26 protein-coding genes are annotated in these 23519 nt (G+C 34.5%); 14 read left to right on the plus strand and 12 right to left on the minus strand.

What is annotated here, in order from left to right; genetic code table 11:
- The first annotated feature begins 57 nt into the window (after nt 1-57).
- The 3 genes from aroL to argA all read left to right on the plus strand — a co-directional run bounded on the left by aroL (nt 58) and on the right by argA (nt 3662).
- Complete coding sequence (aroL, locus tag A9G30_RS09970) at nt 58-570, plus strand: shikimate kinase AroL (RefSeq protein ID WP_065568318.1); 513 nt, start codon at nt 58-60, stop codon at nt 568-570.
- 273 nt (nt 571-843) lie between these two features.
- The gene (locus A9G30_RS09975; RefSeq protein ID WP_065588855.1) at nt 844-2040 is read left to right on the plus strand and encodes an MFS transporter; all 1197 of its coding nucleotides are present in this window, start codon (nt 844-846) and stop codon (nt 2038-2040) included.
- A gap of 293 nt (nt 2041-2333) precedes the next feature.
- Nucleotides 2334-3662 carry an amino-acid N-acetyltransferase gene (argA, locus tag A9G30_RS09980; RefSeq protein WP_065568320.1) on the plus strand — a complete coding sequence of 443 codons (1329 nt, stop codon included), beginning with the start codon at nt 2334-2336 and terminating at the stop codon, nt 3660-3662.
- A 90-nt stretch (nt 3663-3752) separates the two neighbouring features.
- Here argA and A9G30_RS09985 read toward each other — a convergent pair whose 3' ends face one another.
- From A9G30_RS09985 to A9G30_RS10025, 9 genes are all read right to left on the minus strand, one after another.
- A complete protein-coding gene (locus A9G30_RS09985) occupies nt 3753-4724 on the minus strand; it encodes a sugar-binding transcriptional regulator (RefSeq protein ID WP_065568321.1) in 972 nt (323 codons plus the stop codon).
- Between the two features lie 124 nt (nt 4725-4848).
- Nucleotides 4849-6087: an alcohol dehydrogenase catalytic domain-containing protein gene (locus tag A9G30_RS09990; protein ID WP_065588856.1), complete on the minus strand. Its 1239-nt coding sequence runs from the start codon at nt 6085-6087 to the stop codon at nt 4849-4851.
- Between the two features lie 162 nt (nt 6088-6249).
- Nucleotides 6250-7080, minus strand: a complete 831-nt coding sequence (locus A9G30_RS09995; protein WP_065568323.1) for a mannose/fructose/sorbose PTS transporter subunit IID — start codon at nt 7078-7080, stop codon at nt 6250-6252.
- Nucleotides 7081-7096: 16 nt separating this feature from the next.
- The gene (locus A9G30_RS10000; protein WP_065588857.1) at nt 7097-7915 is read right to left on the minus strand and encodes a PTS mannose/fructose/sorbose transporter subunit IIC; all 819 of its coding nucleotides are present in this window, start codon (nt 7913-7915) and stop codon (nt 7097-7099) included.
- A gap of 45 nt (nt 7916-7960) precedes the next feature.
- Nucleotides 7961-8434, minus strand: a complete 474-nt coding sequence (locus tag A9G30_RS10005) for a PTS system mannose/fructose/N-acetylgalactosamine-transporter subunit IIB (RefSeq protein WP_065588858.1) — start codon at nt 8432-8434, stop codon at nt 7961-7963.
- A gap of 1 nt (nt 8435) precedes the next feature.
- Nucleotides 8436-8855: a PTS sugar transporter subunit IIA gene (locus A9G30_RS10010; protein ID WP_065568326.1), complete on the minus strand. Its 420-nt coding sequence runs from the start codon at nt 8853-8855 to the stop codon at nt 8436-8438.
- Nucleotides 8856-9136: 281 nt separating this feature from the next.
- Nucleotides 9137-9805 carry a DNA mismatch repair endonuclease MutH gene (gene mutH, locus A9G30_RS10015; protein ID WP_065588859.1) on the minus strand — a complete coding sequence of 223 codons (669 nt, stop codon included), beginning with the start codon at nt 9803-9805 and terminating at the stop codon, nt 9137-9139.
- 80 nt (nt 9806-9885) lie between these two features.
- A complete protein-coding gene (locus A9G30_RS10020) occupies nt 9886-10434 on the minus strand; it encodes an NADPH-dependent FMN reductase (protein WP_065588860.1) in 549 nt (182 codons plus the stop codon).
- A 71-nt stretch (nt 10435-10505) separates the two neighbouring features.
- Complete coding sequence (locus A9G30_RS10025; RefSeq protein WP_065588861.1) at nt 10506-11042, minus strand: Dps family protein; 537 nt, start codon at nt 11040-11042, stop codon at nt 10506-10508.
- A gap of 271 nt (nt 11043-11313) precedes the next feature.
- Between A9G30_RS10025 and srlA the strand changes: the two genes are divergently transcribed.
- From srlA to A9G30_RS10060, 7 genes are all read left to right on the plus strand, one after another.
- On the plus strand, nt 11314-11862 hold the full coding sequence (gene srlA, locus A9G30_RS10030) for a PTS glucitol/sorbitol transporter subunit IIC (protein WP_065588862.1): 549 nt from the start codon (nt 11314-11316) through the stop codon (nt 11860-11862).
- A gap of 21 nt (nt 11863-11883) precedes the next feature.
- Nucleotides 11884-12870, plus strand: a complete 987-nt coding sequence (gene srlE, locus A9G30_RS10035; RefSeq protein ID WP_065588863.1) for a PTS glucitol/sorbitol transporter subunit IIB — start codon at nt 11884-11886, stop codon at nt 12868-12870.
- A gap of 93 nt (nt 12871-12963) precedes the next feature.
- Entirely contained in the window at nt 12964-13332 is a 369-nt protein-coding gene (gene srlB, locus A9G30_RS10040) for a PTS glucitol/sorbitol transporter subunit IIA (protein WP_065588864.1), read from the plus strand.
- Nucleotides 13333-13343: 11 nt separating this feature from the next.
- Entirely contained in the window at nt 13344-14123 is a 780-nt protein-coding gene (gene srlD / locus A9G30_RS10045) for a sorbitol-6-phosphate dehydrogenase (RefSeq protein WP_065588865.1), read from the plus strand.
- Between the two features lie 73 nt (nt 14124-14196).
- Entirely contained in the window at nt 14197-14565 is a 369-nt protein-coding gene (locus A9G30_RS10050) for a transcriptional regulator GutM (protein ID WP_065588866.1), read from the plus strand.
- Nucleotides 14566-14664: 99 nt separating this feature from the next.
- Nucleotides 14665-15444 carry a glucitol operon DNA-binding transcriptional repressor SrlR gene (gene srlR / locus A9G30_RS10055; protein ID WP_065582316.1) on the plus strand — a complete coding sequence of 260 codons (780 nt, stop codon included), beginning with the start codon at nt 14665-14667 and terminating at the stop codon, nt 15442-15444.
- A 717-nt stretch (nt 15445-16161) separates the two neighbouring features.
- Nucleotides 16162-17355, plus strand: a complete 1194-nt coding sequence (locus tag A9G30_RS10060; protein ID WP_141672077.1) for a hypothetical protein — start codon at nt 16162-16164, stop codon at nt 17353-17355.
- Between the two features lie 272 nt (nt 17356-17627).
- On the opposite strand, the gene serA is transcribed toward A9G30_RS10060, so the two are convergent.
- Nucleotides 17628-18869, minus strand: coding sequence for a phosphoglycerate dehydrogenase (gene serA, locus A9G30_RS10065; RefSeq protein WP_065588868.1), 1242 nt, complete (start codon nt 18867-18869; stop codon nt 17628-17630).
- Between the two features lie 81 nt (nt 18870-18950).
- Nucleotides 18951-19607 (minus strand): ribose-5-phosphate isomerase RpiA, encoded by a 657-nt coding sequence (rpiA, locus tag A9G30_RS10070; RefSeq protein ID WP_065588869.1) that lies wholly within the window; start codon nt 19605-19607, stop codon nt 18951-18953.
- A gap of 208 nt (nt 19608-19815) precedes the next feature.
- Here rpiA and A9G30_RS10075 point away from each other — a divergent pair, with 208 nt between their 5' ends.
- From A9G30_RS10075 to A9G30_RS10090, 4 genes are all read left to right on the plus strand, one after another.
- Nucleotides 19816-20709 (plus strand): LysR family transcriptional regulator ArgP, encoded by an 894-nt coding sequence (locus A9G30_RS10075; RefSeq protein WP_065566208.1) that lies wholly within the window; start codon nt 19816-19818, stop codon nt 20707-20709.
- A gap of 108 nt (nt 20710-20817) precedes the next feature.
- The gene (hemE, locus tag A9G30_RS10080; RefSeq protein WP_065588870.1) at nt 20818-21888 is read left to right on the plus strand and encodes a uroporphyrinogen decarboxylase; all 1071 of its coding nucleotides are present in this window, start codon (nt 20818-20820) and stop codon (nt 21886-21888) included.
- The gene (locus tag A9G30_RS10085) at nt 21885-22478 is read left to right on the plus strand and encodes a YjaG family protein (RefSeq protein ID WP_065588871.1); all 594 of its coding nucleotides are present in this window, start codon (nt 21885-21887) and stop codon (nt 22476-22478) included. The genes hemE and A9G30_RS10085 overlap by 4 nt, the downstream gene beginning before the upstream one ends.
- A gap of 174 nt (nt 22479-22652) precedes the next feature.
- Entirely contained in the window at nt 22653-22925 is a 273-nt protein-coding gene (locus A9G30_RS10090; RefSeq protein WP_065566205.1) for an HU family DNA-binding protein, read from the plus strand.
- A 213-nt stretch (nt 22926-23138) separates the two neighbouring features.
- On the opposite strand, the gene A9G30_RS10095 is transcribed toward A9G30_RS10090, so the two are convergent.
- Nucleotides 23139-23519, minus strand: a 381-nt coding sequence (locus tag A9G30_RS10095; RefSeq protein ID WP_065588872.1) for a YbaK/EbsC family protein, incomplete at its 5' end; no start/stop codon positions are given.

Here is a 23519-nt window from a genome sequence, read left to right on the forward strand (position 1 = left end):
ATGTGAATCACTAGCATGGTGACTATATTCTGTAAATCTAAAAGGGCAGAACCCAATATGAATAAAACAATTTTTTTAGTTGGTGCTAGAGCTGCGGGTAAAACAACAATGGGAAAAATGTTAGCTGACAAGTTATCGTTTTCTTTTGTTGATACTGACAAGCATTTATTTGAAACCACTCAAAAAACAGTAGCTGAAATTGTTGAAAAAGAAGGTTGGGAAGGATTCAGAGCAAGAGAAAGCCAAGTACTTGTTGATATAACTAAACCAAATCATGTTATTGCAACTGGTGGAGGAATGGTATTAGCTGAGCATAACCGAGATTTTATGAAACAAAATGGCACGGTTATCTTTTTATCAGCACCTGCAGCAACACTAGCAGCGCGTTTAATGAAAGATCCTAATGTTGCTCAGCGCCCATCACTAACGGGGTTGTCTATTTTTGATGAAATGGAAAAGGTATTAACTGAAAGACTACCTTTATATCATGATGCTGCACATTATGAGGTCAATGTTGATCAAGATGAAAACTTGATTCTCACGAAAATCCTTGAAATGCTTAAGCGTTAAATTTAGCCAAAATATTACCTAAAAAGTGGTGTTGTTTAATAAAAGCAAATAATCAATTTAATAAAGAATTCTATATAAATTTATATCTTAATTAAACTTTTGCTATTCTATCTAAAAAACAGCAAAGCCTTGTTCTTCAGGACAAGGATAATGCCAATTAGGAATAAAGAAGGTACAAGTTAAGCAACAAATTTATACTAGCTATCTTTTTGATTAATAATTATATATTTAAATAAAGTTAAAATGTTATGTTGTACATATGGAGCACGACACATGGATAATCAAAAAGTCAATTCTTATGGAATTGTTGGATCTATTTATGCTAACTATATTATTCAAAGCATTGCATTAATTGTGATTATGCAATTTTCTCAATCGCTTTCACAGCAATTAAATACTGATATAGTTGGGCTTGGTTATGTTGCATCAGGTATAGGCATTGGCAAGATATGTTTAATGTTTGTTGGTGGTGTGCTATCCGATAAGTTTGGCAGAAAGTTATTTATTTATCTTGGTATGACTTGTTATGCTATCTTCTTTATTGGAATGATTTTTTGCACTAATATTAATATTGCATATTGTTTAGCAATTGCTATTGGGGTAGGCAACTCTTTTTTAGATACAGGTTCAATGCCTGCACTGACTGAATGTTTTCCTCGCTCAGCGGGTTCGGCAAGTGTGCTAATAAAAGCATTTATTTCTATTGGCACCCTAATTCTTCCATTAATTGCTACTTTCTTTTATGCCAATCAAATATGGTATGGTTGGGCATTTCTTGGTTTTACTGCTTATTTAGTCATTAATGGCTTATTATTGCCAAAACAATTTCCTCATAAAGATACAGTAATTAAAGGATACCAAGGGGAAGTAAATTATTTTAAATCTAATCCTGCATTTGGCTGTGAAGGTATTTTATTGATTTTGATGGGATTTACAACAACAGCCACATTTGTCATTATTTTGCAATGGCTGCCGACTATAGCTATTAAAGGTGTTAATATGAGTGATATTGATGCTAAACAGCTTATAAGTTATTATAGCGTAGCATCGATTATTTCTGTATTTGTTACTGCTTTTGTTGTAAAACATTTATTAAAACCGATCTTTTGCATCATTATTTTGCCTGCTTTGTCTGCGTTGGTATTAATTATTTTTTATTTTCATATCTCGCCAGTAATGTGTGTTATAGCTGCAATTGGTATGGGATTTACTGCTGCTGGGGGGGTGCTACAATTAACTTTGGTTGTGATGCAACAAATGTTTCCAACTCGTAAAGGCCTTGCTGTCGGTTGTATGTATACTTTCAGTGGATTAGCGTTTGTAGTTATACCACTTACCGTACCCAAATTAACCATGATCAATGTAAGTTATGCTATTTTAATTGACTTTTTTATCGCATTATCAAGTGTCATATTTGGCTCAATTATTTTTTATCGTTTTAAAAAGGTGATTGATTTTACAAAAATATAAATCACAAGCTTCATGAATAGAAAACAAAATAATTAATCTTACTTATGATTAAAAAGTAGCCAGTATTTTATATCAGGAGCATGGAAGCAATAGCATGCTCCTTATTTAGCTAGCGATTAAGCCCCTATCTTCTGACCTTTCATATCTTTATTAAATATCACAATATGGGCACTTGGCTTATATCTTCATAAAAATTACTCTTACAAATATTTATAAAAATACCTTGCTATTAAATTAAAAATAAATAAAAATACATAAAATATGAATAAATATTCATTTGAGGCGGTGTAAAAATGAAAGAACGTACCACTGAATTAGTTGATGGATTAAGACATTCGGTACCGTATATTAATGCACATCATGGCAAAACGTTTGTAATTTTGCTTACAGGTGCAGTATTAAAAAGTAATAATTATTCAAGCATTATCAGTGATATTGGCTTACTCTATAGTCTTGGTATTAAACTTGTTATTGTCAATGGCGCACGCAACCAAATTGACGAATCCCTTAAAAATTATAATATTAAACCTAAATACTATAAAAATACTCGCATCACTGATGCAATCACGCTAGATATTATTAAGCAAGTTACTGGGCTATTGCAGCTTAATATTACAGCCAGTTTATCTATGAGCTTAAATAACACGCCGTTACAAGGAGCTCACATTAGTGTTGTCAGTGGTAACTTTGTTATTGCGCAACCTTTGGGGATTGATGATGGTGTTGATTATTGTCATACAGGAAAAATTCGCCGTATTAACAAAGAGGCTATTGAACAGCAGTTAGCGCGAGGATCTATTGTACTATTGGGGCCTGTTGGGGTATCGGTTACTGGTGAAAGTTTTAATTTAGCGTCAGAAGATGTTGCTGCTGAAGTTGCTATTCGCTTAAAAGCGGATAAATTAATCAGTTTTTGTGCTGAGCAAGGTGTTTTAGATGAGCATGGTCTGGTTATCACTGATCTTTATCCTATTGACGCTGACAATTATGTCAATCAAAAAGAGCAACAAGGAAAACATTTATCGAGCGAATCACGCTTTTTACGAGCCGCGGCGAAAGCATGCCGTAACGGAGTAAGACGAAGTCATTTAGTCAGTTATTTGCTAGATGGATCTATTTTACAAGAATTATTTTCGCGTGATGGGATTGGAACACAAGTTTCTATGGAGCATTCTGAGCAGATTCGCTTAGCAACGATTAATGATATAGGGGGGATTTTAGAGCTTATTCGCCCACTTGAAGAACAAGGTATTTTAGTCAAACGCTCACGTGAACAATTAGAGATTGAGATTGACAAATTTACTATTATTGAACGTGATAACATGACAATTGGATGTGCAGCGCTTTATCCTTATCCAGAAGAAAAAATGGGTGAAATGGCTTGCGTTGCTATTCACCCACAGTATCGCAATTCGTCTCGTGGTGATTTATTAATAGAAAAAATAGTTGAAACAGCTAATAATTTAGGATTAGAAAAAATATTTGTCTTAACGACACGTAGCATTCACTGGTTTAGAGAAAAAGGATTCTATCCAGCTGAAGTGGATGATTTGCCAATTAAAAAGAAACAACTCTATAATTACCAAAGAAACTCAAAAATTTTAATGTTTGATATTTCATAGTTTTTTATAACGTACTGCTTCATAGGCAATATTACTAAGTAATAAAGACTGAAGTAAATCAAACTATTGGCAAATCATTTTAGTTGAAAATTAGTCTATTAATTGTGTTGCCATTTCATCACTAACTACCAATATATCAATATAATTTCCATTTAGTGCCGCAATTAAACTATTGATTTTTTCCGGATCACCACTCGCACATATTTTTAAAGGAATTTTTTTCAGATTATCCAATGTTACCCCGATAATTTGTTTACAAAATGGTGTTGCTAATTCATTTCCCTTTTGATCGAAAAAATGAGATAGAATATCTCCTACAATTTTTTTATTAGCAATCGTTTGAAACAACTCGCCATAAAAACCATACCAAATAGAACTTTTGGAAATAGCAGGACAACCCACACTAAAAAGCCCTATTGTAATTTTACTCCACCAATCTTTTAACTCTCTCATATGTTGAGTTTTTTCAATTTCTAATTTTAATTTTTCAGTATCAACAATGGCAGGGTAATCAATAAGTATAGCCTTACTATTTAATTTGTTGGATAGTTTGTAAGCAATATTGTTGACATGGTATTTTGTTTCAATTTTTCCCGAAGGTCCGCCAATCATTGGTACAATGGTTGTATTTTTAAATTTGATGTTGTCATTTTTTAAACAATTAACAATATAATTAATAGTGCGACCCCATGAAATGCCAATGATATCGCCATCATGAATATTCTTGAATAATACATTTGCAGCAACATTACAGACAATCTGATTTTTGCTGTCATTATTAATATTTTGATTGACTGGTACAACAATAACTTGTTTTAAATTAAATTTATTAAGAATTTCTTCTTCTAATGCAATGTTGGGTAGTAAATCGTAGTTAATTGATATAGAAACAATGCCTAATTCTCGTATTACTTTTAACATTCGACTAATGCTTGATCTATGTATGTTTACGATTTTGGCTATTTCGGATTGAGTTTTATTTTCTTCATAATAGAGTTGAGCAATTTTTACTAATAACTTGTGTTGCTCAAAATCGTAGTTACCAAGGTTGTTATTAATCATGGTGATATTATCTTATTAGTCATGGTTTTTAAAAATCACTATCTATTTCAAAAATACCAATGCCACTTATGATACTTCATAAAATGGCATTTTGATGTAGTTAAAGTATACCAAAAAATTAAAACTAAATATCAGGAAAATGACTTAATACAAAATCTTCCGCTTCTTTTGACCAAATACCATGATTTTTATCTAATATTTTTTTCAATGTAATATCATCAGCGTTATCGGTTAAAGAGTCTAAGCCTTTTATTTCAAATTTTTTATGAGTATAAACCAATTTTTTTCCGCCTTTAATTTCATTTTGTCTTTGGGTGATTTGACAAGCTTGATCAATTCCCATTATATGAGACACAATTTTAGCAACATCAACCTTACCCGATTCGATTAGTTTAACGGCTGAATGCATATCATCAGGATTTCCTCCAGAAGTTCCAACAATATGCGTAAAATTATAATGAACATCATAAAAATTAATTTCAGCCTCAAAATTTTTATTTTGGGGACCAGCAAAAAAATTCAAGCAACCATCAAAAGCTAATAATTGCGATGCTAAATGAATCAAATCTTTTGATGGTAAAAAGATAAAGATATCATCAAAACAGTTTTTGGAAGATGTATTTTGTAATAAAGACAATTGATCTTCACTATCAGATATATCAATAAATTCAAGCTCAACGCCATTGCGTGATGGGTATAATTTTTTCAATAGTGCTATTTTTTCTTTACTTCTCCCTGTGACAACTACTTTTTGAGGTTTTATGTCCCCTCCCAAAGCGTAGTCTATTGCCAGCATACCCATTGGACCGGTTCCCTCTAATATGAGCAGTTCTCCATTAGGCTTTATCCCCATAAGATGATCATAACTATTTGGCTTTAAATGATAGTTAGCATTAAATGCACCAATAACACAAGATAAAGGTTCAACTAATGCACCTTCAAAATACGTTTTTCCATCATAAGGAATTAAACAATTTTGTTTTAATACGTCATGATTAACAATCATATAAGTTGCACATCCGCCTGTATTTGGATATGAATAACCAACACAATAAGGGCTATCTATAAGTTGTAAGTTAGCTTGTATAACGTATTTTTGCCCTTTTTTAAACTTATGTTGCCAATTTTTACCTACTTGCACAATATCGCCGCAGCATTCATGTCCAATAATGATTGGGTTGTTTTTTAGATCTGGTGGTGTTTTCTTATGATTTTCACCTTGATTTACTAGCTTTAAGGAAGACATGCAGATGCTATCCACAATGACAGACACTAATACTTCATCATCGGATATAGGTGGAAGCTCAAAAGATTCTAACCGAAGATCATTTTTTCCGTATAATCTAACTGCTTGAGTTTTCATACATTCCTCTTTAATAAATTAAACTTTATACAAATTTAACTTCAATATTGTTTAAATACCTAGTGATACTAGTAGTTGTAAGAAAAAACTGTATTTATAACAAATTGTTGTAATTTTTTGATTCAAAATGAGACTTAATTTTTTAAGATTTTTATTGGCATTTTAAGCTAAAATACCTAATCCATAGCCAATGATACCCACAGCAAATAAGGCAAAAATTAAGATAATTGGGCTGACTTTTTTTCTGAGTAACTTCATTGTTAACAATGTTAGCCCCAAGGGGAGTAAGCCGGGCACAAGATCGTTAAGTATACCTTGTACTGTCATAACGATTTCATTACCATTCGCATCGGTTGTTTTAGATACCACTAATGGAATATTTATTGAAGTCCATTTTGTCACGAGTACACCCATAATAAATAAACCAAGAATAGATGCACCTTCAGTCATTTTAGGTAAAATATTACCCGAAAGATCTTTAACAATACCTATTCCTTTCGATAATCCATAGGTTAAGCCATACCATTTCATAGCAAGTCTGAACAAATTAAATAAAACAAAAAATAATAATGGACCAGCAATATTACCTGTGAGTGCTAAAGATGCACCAAGTGCCGCAGTGATAGGACGCAATGTGCCCCATACTAGAGGATCGCCAACACCAGCTAAAGGTCCCATTAACCCAATTTTTAGACTATTGATTGTTCCATCATTAATTGGTGCACCATTTGCTTTTGCTTCTTCCATCGCTATTGTTACGCCAAGCACAGGTCCACACATTGCTGGGGTCGTGTTGAAAAAAGATAAATGCCTTTTTAATGCTTGACGTTGCTCATCTTTAGTGTGATAAATTCGTTTGATTGTTGGAATCATATCTACACAAAAAGCAAGTGCGTGTATACGTTCATAATTAAAAGAGGCTTGTTGAAAATTAGAACGAATGAATGTACTAATCACGTCTTTTTTTTGAACGGTTCTTAATGTCTTTTCCATAATAAATCCTTATAAGTTAATCGTCTAATTCATCATCGGTAATTGTTTGATTGGTATTTGTTGCTTGATTTGCAAATTTGTTATTATTTGGTATTACATTAAATTTTGGATTTAATTGAACATAAATAATGGCAAAAATAACTGCTAAAATACCAAATGAAAGTAAACTAAAATTTAAATATCCACCTAGAACAAAACCTAAATAGAAAAATGGGGCTAAATATTTAACAATCATCATGTTTAACACCATTGCATAACCGACAACAACGATAAATCCACCAGCTACGGAAAGCCCACCAGTGACAATATCTGGCAACATGTTTAATAAGGATTGAACAGTGCTTGCATCAACATAAATTGCAACAATAGAGGCAGGGATAGAGACTCTTAATGCTTGTACAAAAAGCGCACTAAAATGGAGTAATTCAATTTTTCGAAATTGAACCTTTTCAGCTGCTTTATCTGCCTCATGCTGAAATATCACTGTAATGGTTCTTGCAAAAACAGTTAATATTTGTCCTGCTGCTGCGACGGGAAGGGCTATAGCTATTCCTGTTTGAATATCTTGCTTTCCTACAATAACTAAGGTTGTTGAAATTACACTAGCTAATGCTGAATCTGGTGATTGTGCTGCTCCTATATTCATCCACCCCAATGCTATAAGTTCAAGAGTTCCTCCTAAAATAACCCCTGTTTTTATATCTCCCAATATTAAGCCGATCATAGTGCATGCAATCAATGGACGGTGAGTTTGAAACTCATCAAGCACACTTCCCATCCCTGCGATACACGAGAAAATAAAAATCAATATGATTTGAAGTACTGAAATGTCCATGTTTTTCTCCTACCATTTATTGTGTTAGTTAGTATGACTAACCGTCTAGATAAGTTTGATAAAATCAACATTCGGATCAGTAATGACGACTTTTAAGCACAGGTTGATACCCATCTCATGCATTTTTTTGAATGCAGATATGTCGTTTTTGTCAACAGAAACGGCTTTGGTAATTTGTTTCTTCCCCTCTTTAAACGACATTCCTCCAATATTAACCTCTTTAATAGGAACCCCCGCATTGATTAATCTCAAAACATCGGTTGGGTTGGTGAAAAGGTAAAAAACAGTATCATTTTCATATTTAGGGTTTTTATAGACCGCAGCGGCTTTATCAATACTAATCACCGAAACTTTAATTCCAGGAGGTGCAGCTTGTTTAACTAGAGTTGAACGTATATCATCATTAGCGACCTCATCACTGACAATGATAATTCTTTCTGCTTTAGCTTCTTTTGTCCAAACGGTGATAACTTGACCATGAATTAATCGATCATCAATACGAACTAAATTTATAATCATTTTATAATTCCTCTTCTGGAGATATGCTTTTAGATAATGATTTGAAAGATCTAATAAAATCTAATTTAACTTCGCCTAATTGTTCATATACGGTTTCAATATTGATAAGTGAAAAATCAAGATTTAATAGTTCTAAACAAAGGGGCAAAGACAAACCACTGATGACTTCTATACTATCTGATTGCATAGCTAGCATGGCCGCTGCGTTATAAGGGCTACCAGAAAATATATCGGTAATAATGACAAACTGTTTGCTTTCAGATTGATTAATAATTTTTAGATATTTATCTTTTAAATCATCAATGCTATTTCCTGGTTCAAAAGTTATTGAATGTAAATTAGGATATTGGCCTGCAATCATTTCAATACTATTTTTCATTTCATGGGCAATTTTCCCGTGTCCAGCTAAAATAATGTTCATTTAAAATCCCTCACAAATTCTCTTTTTCAATCACAAATGTTGAGGCAACTTTATATTCACATATGCTCAAAGTAAATCATAAATGTGAAAAAATGTGATGAAGGTAGTATTTTTGTGAAAATGAGAGTAAAGAAGTTATTTATTTTTTAGTGAGAGATTGAACTATTGTCAAAAATTTCAATAGTTAGGTAAGAGTTGGTATTAAAAGCACATATAAACAGTATATTCTGTTATACGATCAATATTTTCAACTATAAATCATTCTATTGCACTTAAAATGACTATCGTATTAACGCTTGCAATATTTGCATAGTAAATGTTTTTTTTAAATAAAACCCACGTGGGCGAGTTAAAATAATTTCACCATTTTCACCAATTGCTTCGGTGAGCGCTTGCCCATTGGCTGCCTTTGGTCTAATTTGTAGATAAGTACCGTATCTTGCAGTAATTTTTTCAACTTGCCCTAGTGTTATCATATCCATTAATTCTTGCCAATCCTGTTTAAGCTGTTGTTCTTGTGCTTGAGTGGGTGTCCATAAAATCGGGTTACCCACTTTTCGATCAATAAGCGGAATTGTTCTTTCCCCTTCAATTGGAACCCACAACACTTTGGCGAGTTTATATTTTACATGGCTTGTCTCCCAAATAACGCCATGATTAGCCATTAATGGCGTAACACTGACAAAGGTGGTTTCTAAAGGTTTACCTTGTTTATCAACGGGAATTGTTTTTAGCTCAATACCTAGATTAGCAAAATCGCGCTCAGCTTTACTGCCCGCATTTGCACCTAAAATAGTTTCGATAAGATTACCAACCCAACCTTTTTGTTTATTTAAATTATCGGGTATTGGAATGTTTAAATATTGTGCTATATCTCCAAAAGAATATCCTGCAACTAATTGTGCACGATCTAATAGTTCTTGTTCGCTCTTGGGAATAGATAATGTCATTACAGCGGAATATAAATTGATTTACCGAATAAAATACACAGCCAAATCATTTTGGCTGTGATAATGAAAATGTATATCAATTAGCTTAGTTTTTCAACCCAAGCAGCATAAGAATTAATAAATAATGACAAAAATTCTTTGCTTTTTTCGGTAACATTGCCTTGATCATCAAAAGCCGCACTTACACTGCCAAAATAAGCTTCAGGTTGTTGTAATGTTGGCATGTCAAGAAATACTAATGATTGGCGTAGCTGATGGTTAGCCCCAAACCCACCAATTGCACCTTGTGAAACAGAAATAATTGCAGCAGGCTTTTTAGACCAGATACTTTTACCATAAGGCCGAGAACCCACATCAATTGCATTTTTGATAACGGCGGGTAAGCCACGATTATACTCAGGCGTTACAAAAATGGCGCCTTGACAATTAGCTATTTCTTGACGAAAACGAGTATAAGAGGCAGGAGGGGCATCAGTATCAATATCTTCATTATATAAAGGTAAATCCCCAATTTGGATAATTTGTAATGAAAGTGATGGTGGTGCGATTTTTTGGAAAACTTTTGCTACTTTTAAGTTATAAGAGTCTTTACGCAAACTTCCTACTAATACAGCAATTTTTTTTCTCATCTTAAATCTCCACATATTTTTAATAAGAGGCATAATCAATGCCTCTTATTATTATCATTAATAATTATTTATTAATGTCCTGATGAGTCGACTTTTCGGCCGGCTTCAAATAAGAACCATGCACGCTTTTCAGTTTGATCAATCCATTCTTCAATTAAACTTGCAGTAGCAGTGTCGTTATATTTATCACAGATATCATGGGCTACACGCATGCGTTCTGTCAATCTTACGTTATCTTGGCAAAGTTCAGCAAGCATATCTGATGGCTCAACAAAATCAGCATCGTTATCAGCAATGCTTTGCAATTTAGCGATATGACCAATTGAACGTAGTGTTGTACCGCCTAATTTACGGACACGTTCGGCAATGGGATCTGTCATTGCAAATAACTCATCACCATGATCATCTAACATTAAGTGGTAATCACGGAAATGAGGACCACTTACATGCCAGTGGAAGTTCTTGGTTTTTAAATATAAAGCAAATACATCTGCTAAAACAGAATTCATTGCTCCAGAAATATCTTTTGATGCCTGTTGACCTAAATCAGTTGGAAACAAAATCGCTGCTTGTTGTAGCTTTTTAGCAGAAGTCGTACTTTTAGCCATGATATATTCTCCTTTAAATTGAATAATAAATACCCGTATTGACAAAATTACGCCAACTTAATGTTAATGTCCAATAAAAAAAGTTAATTTTTTACTATCATTGCTATTTCAGTAACCTATGATCCTTTTTTCATTTATTTCTTATTTTTATCTTTTTGAAATATTTTCTTTCAAAAAAAAAGAAAATATTTCAAATTGTGATCCAACTAAAAGTTTTTCTGTTTCTTAGTTGATATTATTTGCTCGAAATTTAACAAAAATAGGAGGAAATATGATCGACGTTATTTCATTTGGTGCTGAATGGTTTATTGGTTTATTCCAAGAAGGAGGCAAAGTATTCGTTGGAATGGTAACGGGGATTTTACCGCTATTAATTTCACTGCTTGTTGTCATGAATGCGATTATTAAATTTATTGGACAAGAACGTATTGAGCGTTTAGCTCAAGCGTGTGCTGGCAATCCTATCTCTCGATATCTTTTATTGCCATTAATAGGCACTTTTGTTTTTTGTAATCCAATGACATTAAGCCTAGGCCGTTTTATGCCAGAGTTTTACAAACCAAGTTACTACGCAGCTTCGTCTTACAGCTGCCATTCAATGAATGGACTCTTTCCACACGTTAACCCTGGTGAACTTTTTGTTTATTTGGGAATAGCGGCTGGTTTAACTACCCTAAATTTACCTTTAGGTCCTCTTGCTGTGAGTTATTTCCTTGTCGGTTTAGGTACTAATTTCTTTAGAGGTTGGATTACTGACTTTTGCACTACCATTTTTGAAAGAAAAATGGGCATCAAGTTAGAAAGAAAAGTTCATCTATAATAAAAATAAGGAATATAAAAAATGGAAAAATTTATCCACATAGAAAAAGGCGAAGCAGGTTGGGGTGGACCTTTGGAGCTTCCTGTTATTGCTGGTAAAAAAATTGTTTATATTGCAGCAGGTACTCGTCCAGCCATAGTTGATACTTTAGTTGAGCTAACAGGTTGGGAAGCTATTGATGGTTTTAAAGATGGCGAGCCGCCTAAAGAAGAAATTGGTGTTGCTGTAATTGATTGTGGAGGAACATTACGCTGCGGAATTTACCCAAAAAATCGTATACCAACTATCAATATTCATGCCACAGGTAAATCAGGCCCTCTGGCTCAATATATTGTTGAAGATATTTATGTTTCTGCAGTAAAACCTCACAATATCAAACTAATAGAAAAAGAAGGCGATGTAGTAAGCGAACCGGCGGCAAACAATAAATCGCCTGAATTTAAAGATTATGACAGCCGCAAAAAAATTACTGAACAAAGCGATGGTTTGTTAGCAAGAATTGGTATCGGTATGGGGTCTGGCGTTGCTGTCTTCTTCCAAGCTGGCCGAGATACAATTGACACTGTACTGAAAACAATACTTCCTTTTATGGCGTTTGTATCGGCACTAATTGGGATCATTATTGCATCTGGATTAGGCAACCTTATTGCACATGGGCTGGTTCCGTTAGCCAATAACCCTATAGGACTTATTATATTAGCCTTGATCTGTTCTTTCCCATTGCTTTCTCCATTCTTAGGACCCGGTGCGGTTATTGCCCAAGTTATTGGCACTTTGGTTGGTGTACAAATTGGGCTTGGCAATATTCCGCCTCATTTAGCATTGCCAGCGTTGTTTGCAATTAATGCACAAGCGGCATGTGACTTTATTCCTGTTGGTTTATCGCTTGCTGAAGCCAAGCAAAACACGGTGAGAGTGGGCGTGCCATCTGTATTGGTGAGCCGTTTTTTAACGGGTGCACCAACAGTATTAATAGCATGGGCGGTTTCGTTATTTATATACCAATAAATTGTTTTAAAGATGAGAGCATCAGCTCCTAATTTAAAGCAATGGTAAAAATAAAAAATCCCGTATTAAGTGTAAAAGATAAGAAGGTTAATCATGTCAAATGTTATCTATCATTCAAAAATTGATCAAATTGGTGAGTTTGCCCAAGAAGCATTAGCTGACGGTATGTTAATCCTGTTTAAAAACGGTGCACCTACTGATTTAGCTGATTACTGTTTTGTTCATAGCCATGATGATTTAAAACTGGAATTACAAGTGGGGCAAATACTTCAATTAGGCAATCATATTTATAACATCACATCGGTTGGCGAAGTTGCTAATGTTAACTTACGTGAATTAGGTCACATCACATTAAGATTTGATGGTAATAGCCAAGCTGAATTACCCGGAACTGTTCACGTAAAAGGGGAAATTCCTACGCAACTTTTTGTGGGTGATGAAATTAGAATTTTAAATGATTAAGGAATATAAAAATGAAAAAAGTAGCAGTTGTTATAGGTGGTGGTCAAACTTTAGGTGAGTTTTTGTGCAAAGGTATCGCTGATGCAGGATACCAAGTTGTTGTTGCTGATTTGAATATTGACAATGCGAATAAGGTAGCGGAAGCCATTAATCAAAAACATGGTGCTGGCTCAGCTCAAGGGTTTGGGGTTGATGCTACCAACGAAGAAAGTGTAATCCAATTAGCACAAGATGTTGATAGAGCATTTAAACATGTTGATTTAATGGTATATAGTGCAGGTGTTGCAAAAGCTTCACCTATTAGCCATTTTACATTGACCGATTTTCAATTATCGGTGAATGTTAATCTTACAGGCTATTTTTTATGCGCGCGTGAATTTGCTAAATTGATGATCAAATATAATACTCAAGGTCGAATTATTCAAATTAATTCAAAATCAGGCAAAGTTGGTAGCAAACATAATTCAGGATACAGTGCGGCTAAATTTGGTGGAGTTGGGTTAACACAGTCTTTAGCTTTAGATCTTGCTGATCATGGTATCACTGTTAATTCGTTGATGCTGGGTAATTTATTAAAATCACCAATGTTTCAATCATTAATACCACAATACGCTAAAAAATTAGGTATTCCAGATGATCAAGTAGAGCAAGTTTATATTGATAAAGTGCCACTTAAACGAGGTTGTGATTATCAAGATGTTCTAGATGTGCTGTTATTTTATGCAAGTGATAAGGCTTCTTATTGTACAGGGCAATCTATTAACATTACTGGTGGGCAAGTAATGTTTTAGTTAAGATGATATGCGAAAATTAAATCAAGCAATTTTCGCATATTTTACACCTAACATATAATGGAGAGCAACCATGAATATGAGTAATACTTTAATTGTAATTGCACTTATTGCTTGGTGTCTTCAAATTGTATTTAGCTGGCTACAAATTCGGCGTTTTAATCAAGCCTTTTTAGCGATGAAAGAGGGGGCTTATTTAGGTATTGGTCGTAGCAAAACAAAACGATTTAGACCAAGAGTATTAATAGCCATTTCATTAGATGAAAATCAAGTGGTTATTGACTCTGTATTAATGAAAGGTATTACTGTTTTTGCCTCACCAAAACCCATCATTCAGCTACATGGATTACCTGTTGCTGATATTATGCCCGAAAACACTTTCCCCAATGATATTGCTTGTCAAAGTGCATTGACTGTGGCATTAGCCACAGATAAGAAATAATTAACTTTTATTCTGAAAAACATTCCCTTTCATTCTGAAATGATATATTTTAAAGTAATACGGTTTATATATGCACGCTAATGATGATGGGATTTTATTATGAAAGTGAAGCAACGACAAACAGCGATTTTGGAATACCTGCAAAGTAACGGGCAAGCTAGTGTAGATGAATTGGTTGAGCATTTTAAAACAACAGGAACAACAATTCGTAAGGATCTCACACAACTTTATGCAAGTGGTTTAGTTTTACGTACTTACGGCGGTGCCATGTTAAACCGCGAAATTGGTGATAGAGCTATTGATCACAAAACTTATATTAATACCGCACAAAAAAAAGCCATAGCAGAAGAGGCCGCTAAGCTGATTCATGAGGGGGATTCAATCATTTTTGACGCTGGAAGCACCGTTGCTCAAATGATCCCAACGCTAGCTAAATTTAATAACCTCACGATTATGACCAATAGTTTGCATATGGTTAATGAATTGGTTGCGAACGATAATGATCAAACTATTATTTTAACGGGAGGCACGTTTCGTCGAAAATCAGCCTCTTTTCATAGCAACAATGCATTAGCTATTGCCGCATTTGAATCTTATACCTTTGATATGTTATTTATGGGGGCTGATGGTGTTGATTTAGTTGGTGGCGTCACAACGTTTAATGAAAGTTACCATGGTAGTGTGGCAATGAGTAAGGCTGCTGCAAAGTTAATTTTATTAGTTGATTCATCAAAATTTGGTCGTCGTAGCCCCAATGTTGTGTGTGATTTAAGTGCTGTTCATACAATTATCACCGACGATAATTTAGATAATAGGTACTTTGAAGCGCTAACACAAAAAGGACTTAACCTGATTAAAGTGAAGATAAACGGAAAATAAATTACATTGAAGGCGTTAGTTTTGTTTTTTATGTATATGCATTGTAGTATTTTTTAATCGCTGTAAACAATGCGAGTAAGTCTTATATATTTCTGATTAATCATTTTTCCTAATAATTATGTTAATTTTATATTTACAAAAAAATAATAATTTACTTTAAAAAGTCATGTAGTTTAGTTTATAGTTAGCTTAATTTTTTTTAATAGCTAATGTCAGTATTTTATACTTTTAAAAGCGCAATATTTACTCGTATATTTGCAAAACGTAATTAGTTAATAAAAGAACTATAATAAATTTTTATATAAAAATCATTGGGTTAAGTGATGAAAGAATTGCAATATGGACTAGAAAATGATATAATCAAAACAATAAGGTACACAGGTCACCCTCTGAACAACTTAAAAAGTTATTTTTATACATACTGTTAATTTTCACATATTCAAGTCCTTGTAGTTATAAGTTGTATTTAATTACAACTTCATTTTTGCTACCGAAGATAAAACTGAAGTTTCTGACTAAAATAGCAAAGATTTGTAAATTAACTCTACGGTTAACGCAACCAAATATAAAAAATTATGCTTTGAGAATGATATTGGTATTGTTAGGTTTAACGATATCGAGTAATACAATTGCACTATCAGCAATAACGGTAAAGACAATTCAAGGTAGTGCACCTTATTTAACGTTTGATGGAAAGGCGACTCAACAGAAGATCTGTTGAGTATTACATTGTCTGATGGTAGGCAATATAGCATCCGTAATAATCCATCATCGGAAAATAATCCAATTGAGCTGCCTGCTGTAGATCAAAAACTGAAAGATATTAAGAAATTCATTCCCGAAGGGAAATCAGTAGTCACTTTAATAGATTTAATATCAACTAACAAATTTTGGAAAGATGATGATGGTGATGGTTCGATCTCTGTAACGGGTAATTTTACAATGACCGTGCAAGATGTTGATGGAAAAATAGTTAATGAGAATACAGAATTAAATGCATGTTATTCGCCTTATAAAATAACTTTAACGAGTGATAGTGGTATTTTATCTACCCAATACGGAGATCCAAGATCAACTGAGTTTAAAGGTGGAAGCGTTAGTTATTATCTAACACCTAAAGTTGCAGTTCCTTATGCATGCTTTGCTCAACCAACGTTAAGGTATAATGGAAATGTATTTATTGGTTATCGTGGTCCAGTTGAACAGTGGGATGACGATAAAGGCTTTAAACCGCAGGATATAAATTCCCCTGAATCAAATTTCCCAACTATAGGGGCTAAGGGGATGTACTTTGATTTAACGGTGGCAGGTGCATCGGCAAAAGAGTTAACTTACAGCAAATGGCCAACAGACTCAAGTATAGATTTAAGTATAAAACAAGGAAGCCGTTATAATATTGCTAAAGTAGAATTAACAGGGCCTAGCGATTCTAATAAAAGTCAAGCCTCATCAGTTGTTCCAACTTACTTTAATATTTACTCAGATAGAGCAAAGACAAACGTTATATATCGTTTTATGATAAGTAAATGGTTTGTTGCAAAACCGACTTATAGCGGAGGTTTAGAAGCAGCTAAAGCTTACTGTAGTAGTTTAGGAAATGGTTATAGGATTCCCCATATTGTTGAAATGACGAATGCAAATAATGATATTGTTGCTTGGGCAGGAGGATTACCAGGACAACCCAATAATTTCCAACGTCGGATTGGGGGCGGATTCTTTGCAGAGTGGGGGTATACGGATAATACATACTACACGAATAGTGATTTTATAAAGGATGATATCAATTTTGATTACTGGACTGCTGACCCTTTTCATGGGGGAGTACAAAATTATACTGTTTTTTCAAAGCAAGGTAATGTTGGGCACTATTATTTTGTGCATAATGAAACTAGAGTGGTGTGCGTACGTTAACTAGCTGTCACTACTCGTTGTTAAACGGCGAGTAGTGAATTGTGCAAACTAATTGGGTGAAATAGGCAAACAGCAAAAAACGGGTATAACGGGTAATTTGATCATGCTAGGTAATTTTATCGCCTTTTAGTGCATTATGCTTTAAATCCCTTTTATAAAGTAACATGACTAACTAATAGAACTTAATTAGGATATTAGTGCTCTTTGGTTTTTATTGATATCTAATTTATTAGCCGCCTAAAGAAAGATAGGCGGCATTGAGTGCATTTAAATTAAAACAGCAACCTTGTGCGGATAGTGCCTGAGACATTTTTTAGTTTATCAAGCAATTCCTCGGCTTTATCGGGATTGACTCTATCAATATCAATCACAACATAACCAATTTTGGCATCGGTTTGTAAATATTGCGCTGAAATATTAAGCCCTTGCTCAGCAAATAAGGTATTAATCGCGGTTAATACGCCCGGTTGATTACGGTGAATATTAATAAAGCGACTAGCTCCTTTAGCTGGAATAGGCAACGATGCTTCGGGAAAGTTAACCGCAGAAAGTGTTGCACCTGTATTAGAGTATTTTGCGAGTTTAGTGGCGACTTCAATGCCAATATTTTCTTGCGCTTCACTGGTTGAACCGCCAATATGAGGGGTGATAATGACATTGTCAAATTGGCACAATGGCGATTCAAATGGATCGTTGTTGCTAGCCGGTTCTGTTGGAAAGACATCAATTGCTGCACCACTAATTTTATCGGTTTGTAGTGCATGAGTTAATGCCTCAAGGTCAATGACTTTACCGCGCGAAGCATTAATTAAAATAGCACCTTGTTTCATGGCGTCTATTTCGCTATCGCTTATCATTTTTATCGTTGTTGAATTTTCGGGTACATGCATTGAAACGATATCGCTTATCGCTAACAGCTCTTTCATTGATGACACTTGTTTAGCGTTGCCTAACGGTAATTTGGTTTCAATATCGTAAAAATAAACATTCATTCCTAACGATTCAGCTAGAATACTTAATTGGCTACCAATGTGTCCATAACCAATAATACCTAAATTCTTACCACGAGCCTCGTGTGAACCAGTAGCTATTTTATTCCATTTACCTCGGTGAGCTTTTGCATTGGCTTCGGGCACTCGGCGCAGTAGCAATACCGCTTCAGCTAAGACCAGCTCGGCAACAGATCGTGTATTAGAAAATGGTGCATTAAATACAGGAATCCCTTTCACCGTTGCCGCATCAAGATCAACCTGATTAGTGCCAATACAAAAGCAACCAATGCCAGCAAGTTTGGGGGCGGCATCAATAATATCTTTGGTTAATTGAGTTCTTGAGCGGATCCCAATAAAACGAGCATCTTTTAATGCCTGCTTAAGTTCTTCGGGCGATAATGCACTTTTATGGTACTCAATATTGGTAAAACCTGTCGATTTTAATATTTCTATGGCACTAGGATGAATACCCTCAAGTAATAAAAATTTGTTTTCATCTTTGGTTGACGTTTGAATAGTCATTATTTCCTCTCATTGCTTTCAGAATATAAATTGAGTCTTATCGTGATATAAAAGCAATAAATTTGATTATGATAAACAAATTTATTTTAGCTCTTTTACTCCCGAAGGTGTTCCTATAAGCGCAATATTTGCCCCTTTGTTGGCAAATAACCCAACCGTTACCACGCCAGCAATACTATTTATTCGATTTTCTAATTCTATGGGGTTGGCAATGATAAGGTCATGAACGTCTAAAATAACATTACCATTATCCGTTATGACGCCTTGGCGATAAATTGGTTTACCACCTAGTTTGAATAATTCACGAGCAACATAAGAGCGAGCCATTGGGATCACTTCAATGGGTAACGGGAATTTACCTAATACATCAACAAATTTTGATTCATCGGCAATACAAATAAATTGTTTGGCAATGGCTGAAGCCACTTTTTCACGTGTTAAAGCAGCGCCTCCACCTTTAATCATTTGTAACTGGTGATTGATTTCATCAGCACCATCAACATAGATATCCAAACTATCTACTTCATTACAATCAAGCACAGTAATGCCATAGCTCTTTAATTTTTGTGTCGATGCTTCAGAGCTTGATACAGCACCTTTGATTTGATCTTTTATTGTAGCTAATGCATCAATAAAGTGGGATGCTGTCGAACCGGTTCCCACACCAACATAAGAGTCAGGCTTAATAAATTTCAATGCTGACCAGCCTACGGCTTTTTTTAATTCGTCTTGTGTCATGGTATCACCTATTTTTGAGGATACTTTTTCTTAAAAAAATAAAATTTTAAAAGCAAAATTATTGAAGATATGGCATAGTACCCAATTAGAAAGTAAAAATCATTAGGATTTTAAGAAAATATATCAATGTTTGATATGTTTAAAACTTATTGCGATGTTAACGTAGCTTGAAGATTCAAGCAGTGATCAAATCATTAGTAAAGAGATTATGAAGCGTCCAGATTATAGAGCATTACAAGCATTAGATGCAGTGATAAAAGAACGAGGATTTGAGCGAGCAGCTGATAAGCTGTGTATTACACAACCCGCGGTGTCGCAACGCATTAAGCAGTTAGAAAGCTTTTTTGGTCAACAACTATTAGTGAGAACCATTCCGCCAAAAGCAACCAAACAAGGCGAGCACCTTTTGGGGTTACTACACCAAGTTGAATTATTAGAACAACAATGGCTAGGTGATAATGAACAAAATACTACACCATTGTCATTGTCGATTGCGATTAATGCTGACTCTTTAGCAACATGGCTTTTACCTGCGTTAAAGCCTGTTTTAGATAAAAATATTTTACGTTTCGATATTCAAGTAAAAGATGAAGAGCATACTTTAGAATTGCTACGCTTAGGCACAGTCGTTGGTGCAATTAGTATTCAAGCTAACCCTTTACCAGGATGTTTGTCTGATTTATTAGGTGCATTAGACTATATTTTTGTTGCCTCTCCTGATTTTGCTAAAAAGTACTTTCCAAATGGTGTCACGCGATCGTCTTTACTTAAAGCGCCAGCGGTTGCATTCGATCATTTAGATGATATGCATCAGGCTTTTTTACAAGAAAATTTTAACCTAACCCCAGGCAGTGTGGTGTGTCATATCACCAGTTCATCTGAGGCGTTTGTGCAATTAGCTAAACAAGGCTCTGCGTGCTGTATGCTACCAAAGTTACAGATTGAACAAGAGCTGAAGAATGGTGAATTGGTTAATTTAACAGAAGGGCTATATCAAAGGCGTATGCTATATTGGCATCGTTTTGCACCTGAAAGCAGTGTCATGCAAAATATTTCTGAAACGTTGATTTGTTATGCAAAAAATACATTATCACAACCTTAGCTTCAAATCACAAATAAATAATAGTTAAGTGAGATGATGTTATATTAAAACGCTGCTTACCTAAAACTTCTTTGACAAAATAAACACTTGATTTAAAGAGCTGAAGATATGAGCCAATTAAAAAACGATCGTTATTTGCGTGCATTGCAATGTTTACCTGTTGATTACACCCCTATTTGGATGATGCGTCAAGCTGGACGCTATCTGCCGGAGTATCGTCAGTTAAGAGCAAAAGTGGGCGATTTTATGACTATGTGCCAAACACCTGAATTAGCTTGTGAAGTGACGCTACAGCCATTAAAACGCTTTGATCTTGATGCTGCTATTATTTTTTCTGATATTTTGACCATTCCTGACGCTATGGGGCTGGGTTTGCACTTTGAAGCGGGTGAAGGTCCTAAATTTGCTAAAACAATATCCTGTTTATCTGATATTGAGCAATTGCCGATCCCTGATCCTGAGCAATCGCTTAAGTATGTAATGGATGCGATTCGTTTAACCAAAAAAGAGCTTAATGGTAAGGTTCCATTAATTGGCTTTTCGGGTAGCCCATGGACATTAGCAACTTACATGGTAGAAGGCGGCAGTAGTAAAGCTTTTACTAAAATTAAACGCTTACTTTATAGCAAACCTAAAGTATTACATTTGCTGCTCGAAAAGCTCGCTGAAAGCGTCGCTTTGTATTTAAACGCCCAAATCGAAGCTGGGGCACAATCGATAATGATATTTGATACATGGGGTGGTGTATTGAGCCATCAGAGCTATCAAACGTTTTCGCTGCATTATATGCAACTTATCTTATCAAAATTAAAACGAGGCATTAAAACTGACGATATCAGCTCATATGTTCCTGTTACGCTTTTTACAAAGGGGGGGGGGCTGTGGTTAGATAGTATTGCCAACACAGGTTGTGATGCGATTGGTGTTGATTGGAGCGTTAATTTGTGCGATATTCACCAAAAAGGAAAAATTGCGATACAAGGTAATTTGGATCCGTCAGTCCTCTATGCTAGCAAATTAATAATCGAGTCTAATGTTGATGCCGTTCTGAAAGAGTTTGGTGCTTATAATGGGCATATTTTTAATTTAGGTCACGGTATTCATCAAGATATTCCTGTAGAACATGTGCAGTATTTGATTGATGCTGTGCATCAACGGTCCCAAAAGGTTTTGTCATGATTAAAAATCCAGTCCAATTAAGATTAGCAAAGTTAGCCCCTTGGCAGCAACGTTTGTTTATGGTTTGTTTATGTGAACGTATGTACCCGAATTTGGTTTTTTATTGTCAACAACAACATACCGAAGAAGTCGCTAAAAGCTACAAAAAAATACTGGATTTAGTCTGGGAATCACTATTAGTTGAAGAGGTAAAAATCAATTTTGATTTACAACTTGAAAAATTAGAAGCTATCATTCCAACGGTAACAGATGACAGTCCTTATATGATTTACCCCGCTATCGATGCTTGTCAGGCGCTTGGTGAGGTTTTACACTCTTATTTGAGTGGTGAAATGGCTGATCATACCGCTAAAGTAAGTAGCATATCGGCAACTACCATTGCTGAATTTGAAATGACTAAAACTAATGTTAATTTTTCACCAGATGCGCAACAAACTTTACCTAGTGTGATTGATGAATTTGATTTACAGTGGGAGATATTACGATTATTACGTGATGAAAATAATGAGATGATTGAGTTGATAAAAGGCTTAAAAGATGAAATTCGAGCATCTGGAGTAAGTAATATTGGTGTTTTTTTGTGCGGTTAAGCGGCTTAAAGTGTAATTTTTTTATTTTTTATTAAATTTTTCTTTAATATTAGATGAATATAGACTACATTTAACCGCAATGTAATCTAAACACTGTTTACAGTAGCGAAGCTAAATTTTAGCTTTGTTTATAATGTTAACTTTAACAATAAAATAATATGTAAGGATATATCCATGAATAAAACAGAACTTGTCGACGCTATTGCTAGCAAAGCTGATATTACTAAAGTAGCTGCTAAAACAGCATTGGAAGCTACATTAGCTGCTATTACTGAATCATTAAAAGCAGGTGAGCCAGTTCAATTAGTTGGTTTCGGTACATTCAAAGTCAACGAGCGTAAAGCACGTACTGGTCGTAACCCGAAAACAGGTAAAGAAATTAAAATTGAAGCAAGCAAAGTGCCTGCATTTGTATCAGGTAAAAGTTTAAAAGAAGCAATCAAATAAGTTTGCTGCCTTTCTGTCGATTTTATTGATGGGAGTTATTTTAAGGTCATGAGCATATTTTCATGACCTTGTCGCTTTAATTTGTTATTTCATTATTTTTGTATCAATTAAAAAATAAAATACGCATATCAAAGAACGTTGATTATTTTCATTTTCTGCTTCATCATCATCTTAACGAATCTAACCTATAAATCTTATTAAATATGAATGTGATCAATCATGTTTAATAGTGATATCAGTCAATTGAGCTTGCAATATATCAGCTAGATCTTGAGGTGCAATTTCAATTTCTAATCCTCTTCTACCGCCTGATATAAACATGGTTTTGTGTTGGTTGGCGCTACTGTCAATGAGTGTAAAAAGTTGTTGTTTTTGACCTAATGGGCTAATTCCTCCTACTAAATAGCCAGTTACCTTTTGGGCTAAATTAGGATTTGCTAAATCTATTTTTTTACAGTTTAATGCTTTTGCGACTTTTTTAAGATCCAAATGACTATTGACAGGCAATACACAAACCGCCAACGTTTTATTATTACCGTTTAAACTCACAATCAAGGTTTTAAATACCTGTGCTGCTATAACATTTAAACTGAG

It is taken from the genome of Gilliamella sp. Fer4-1 (assembly GCF_001690515.1).
GTDB lineage: Bacteria > Pseudomonadota > Gammaproteobacteria > Enterobacterales > Orbaceae > Gilliamella > Gilliamella apicola_C.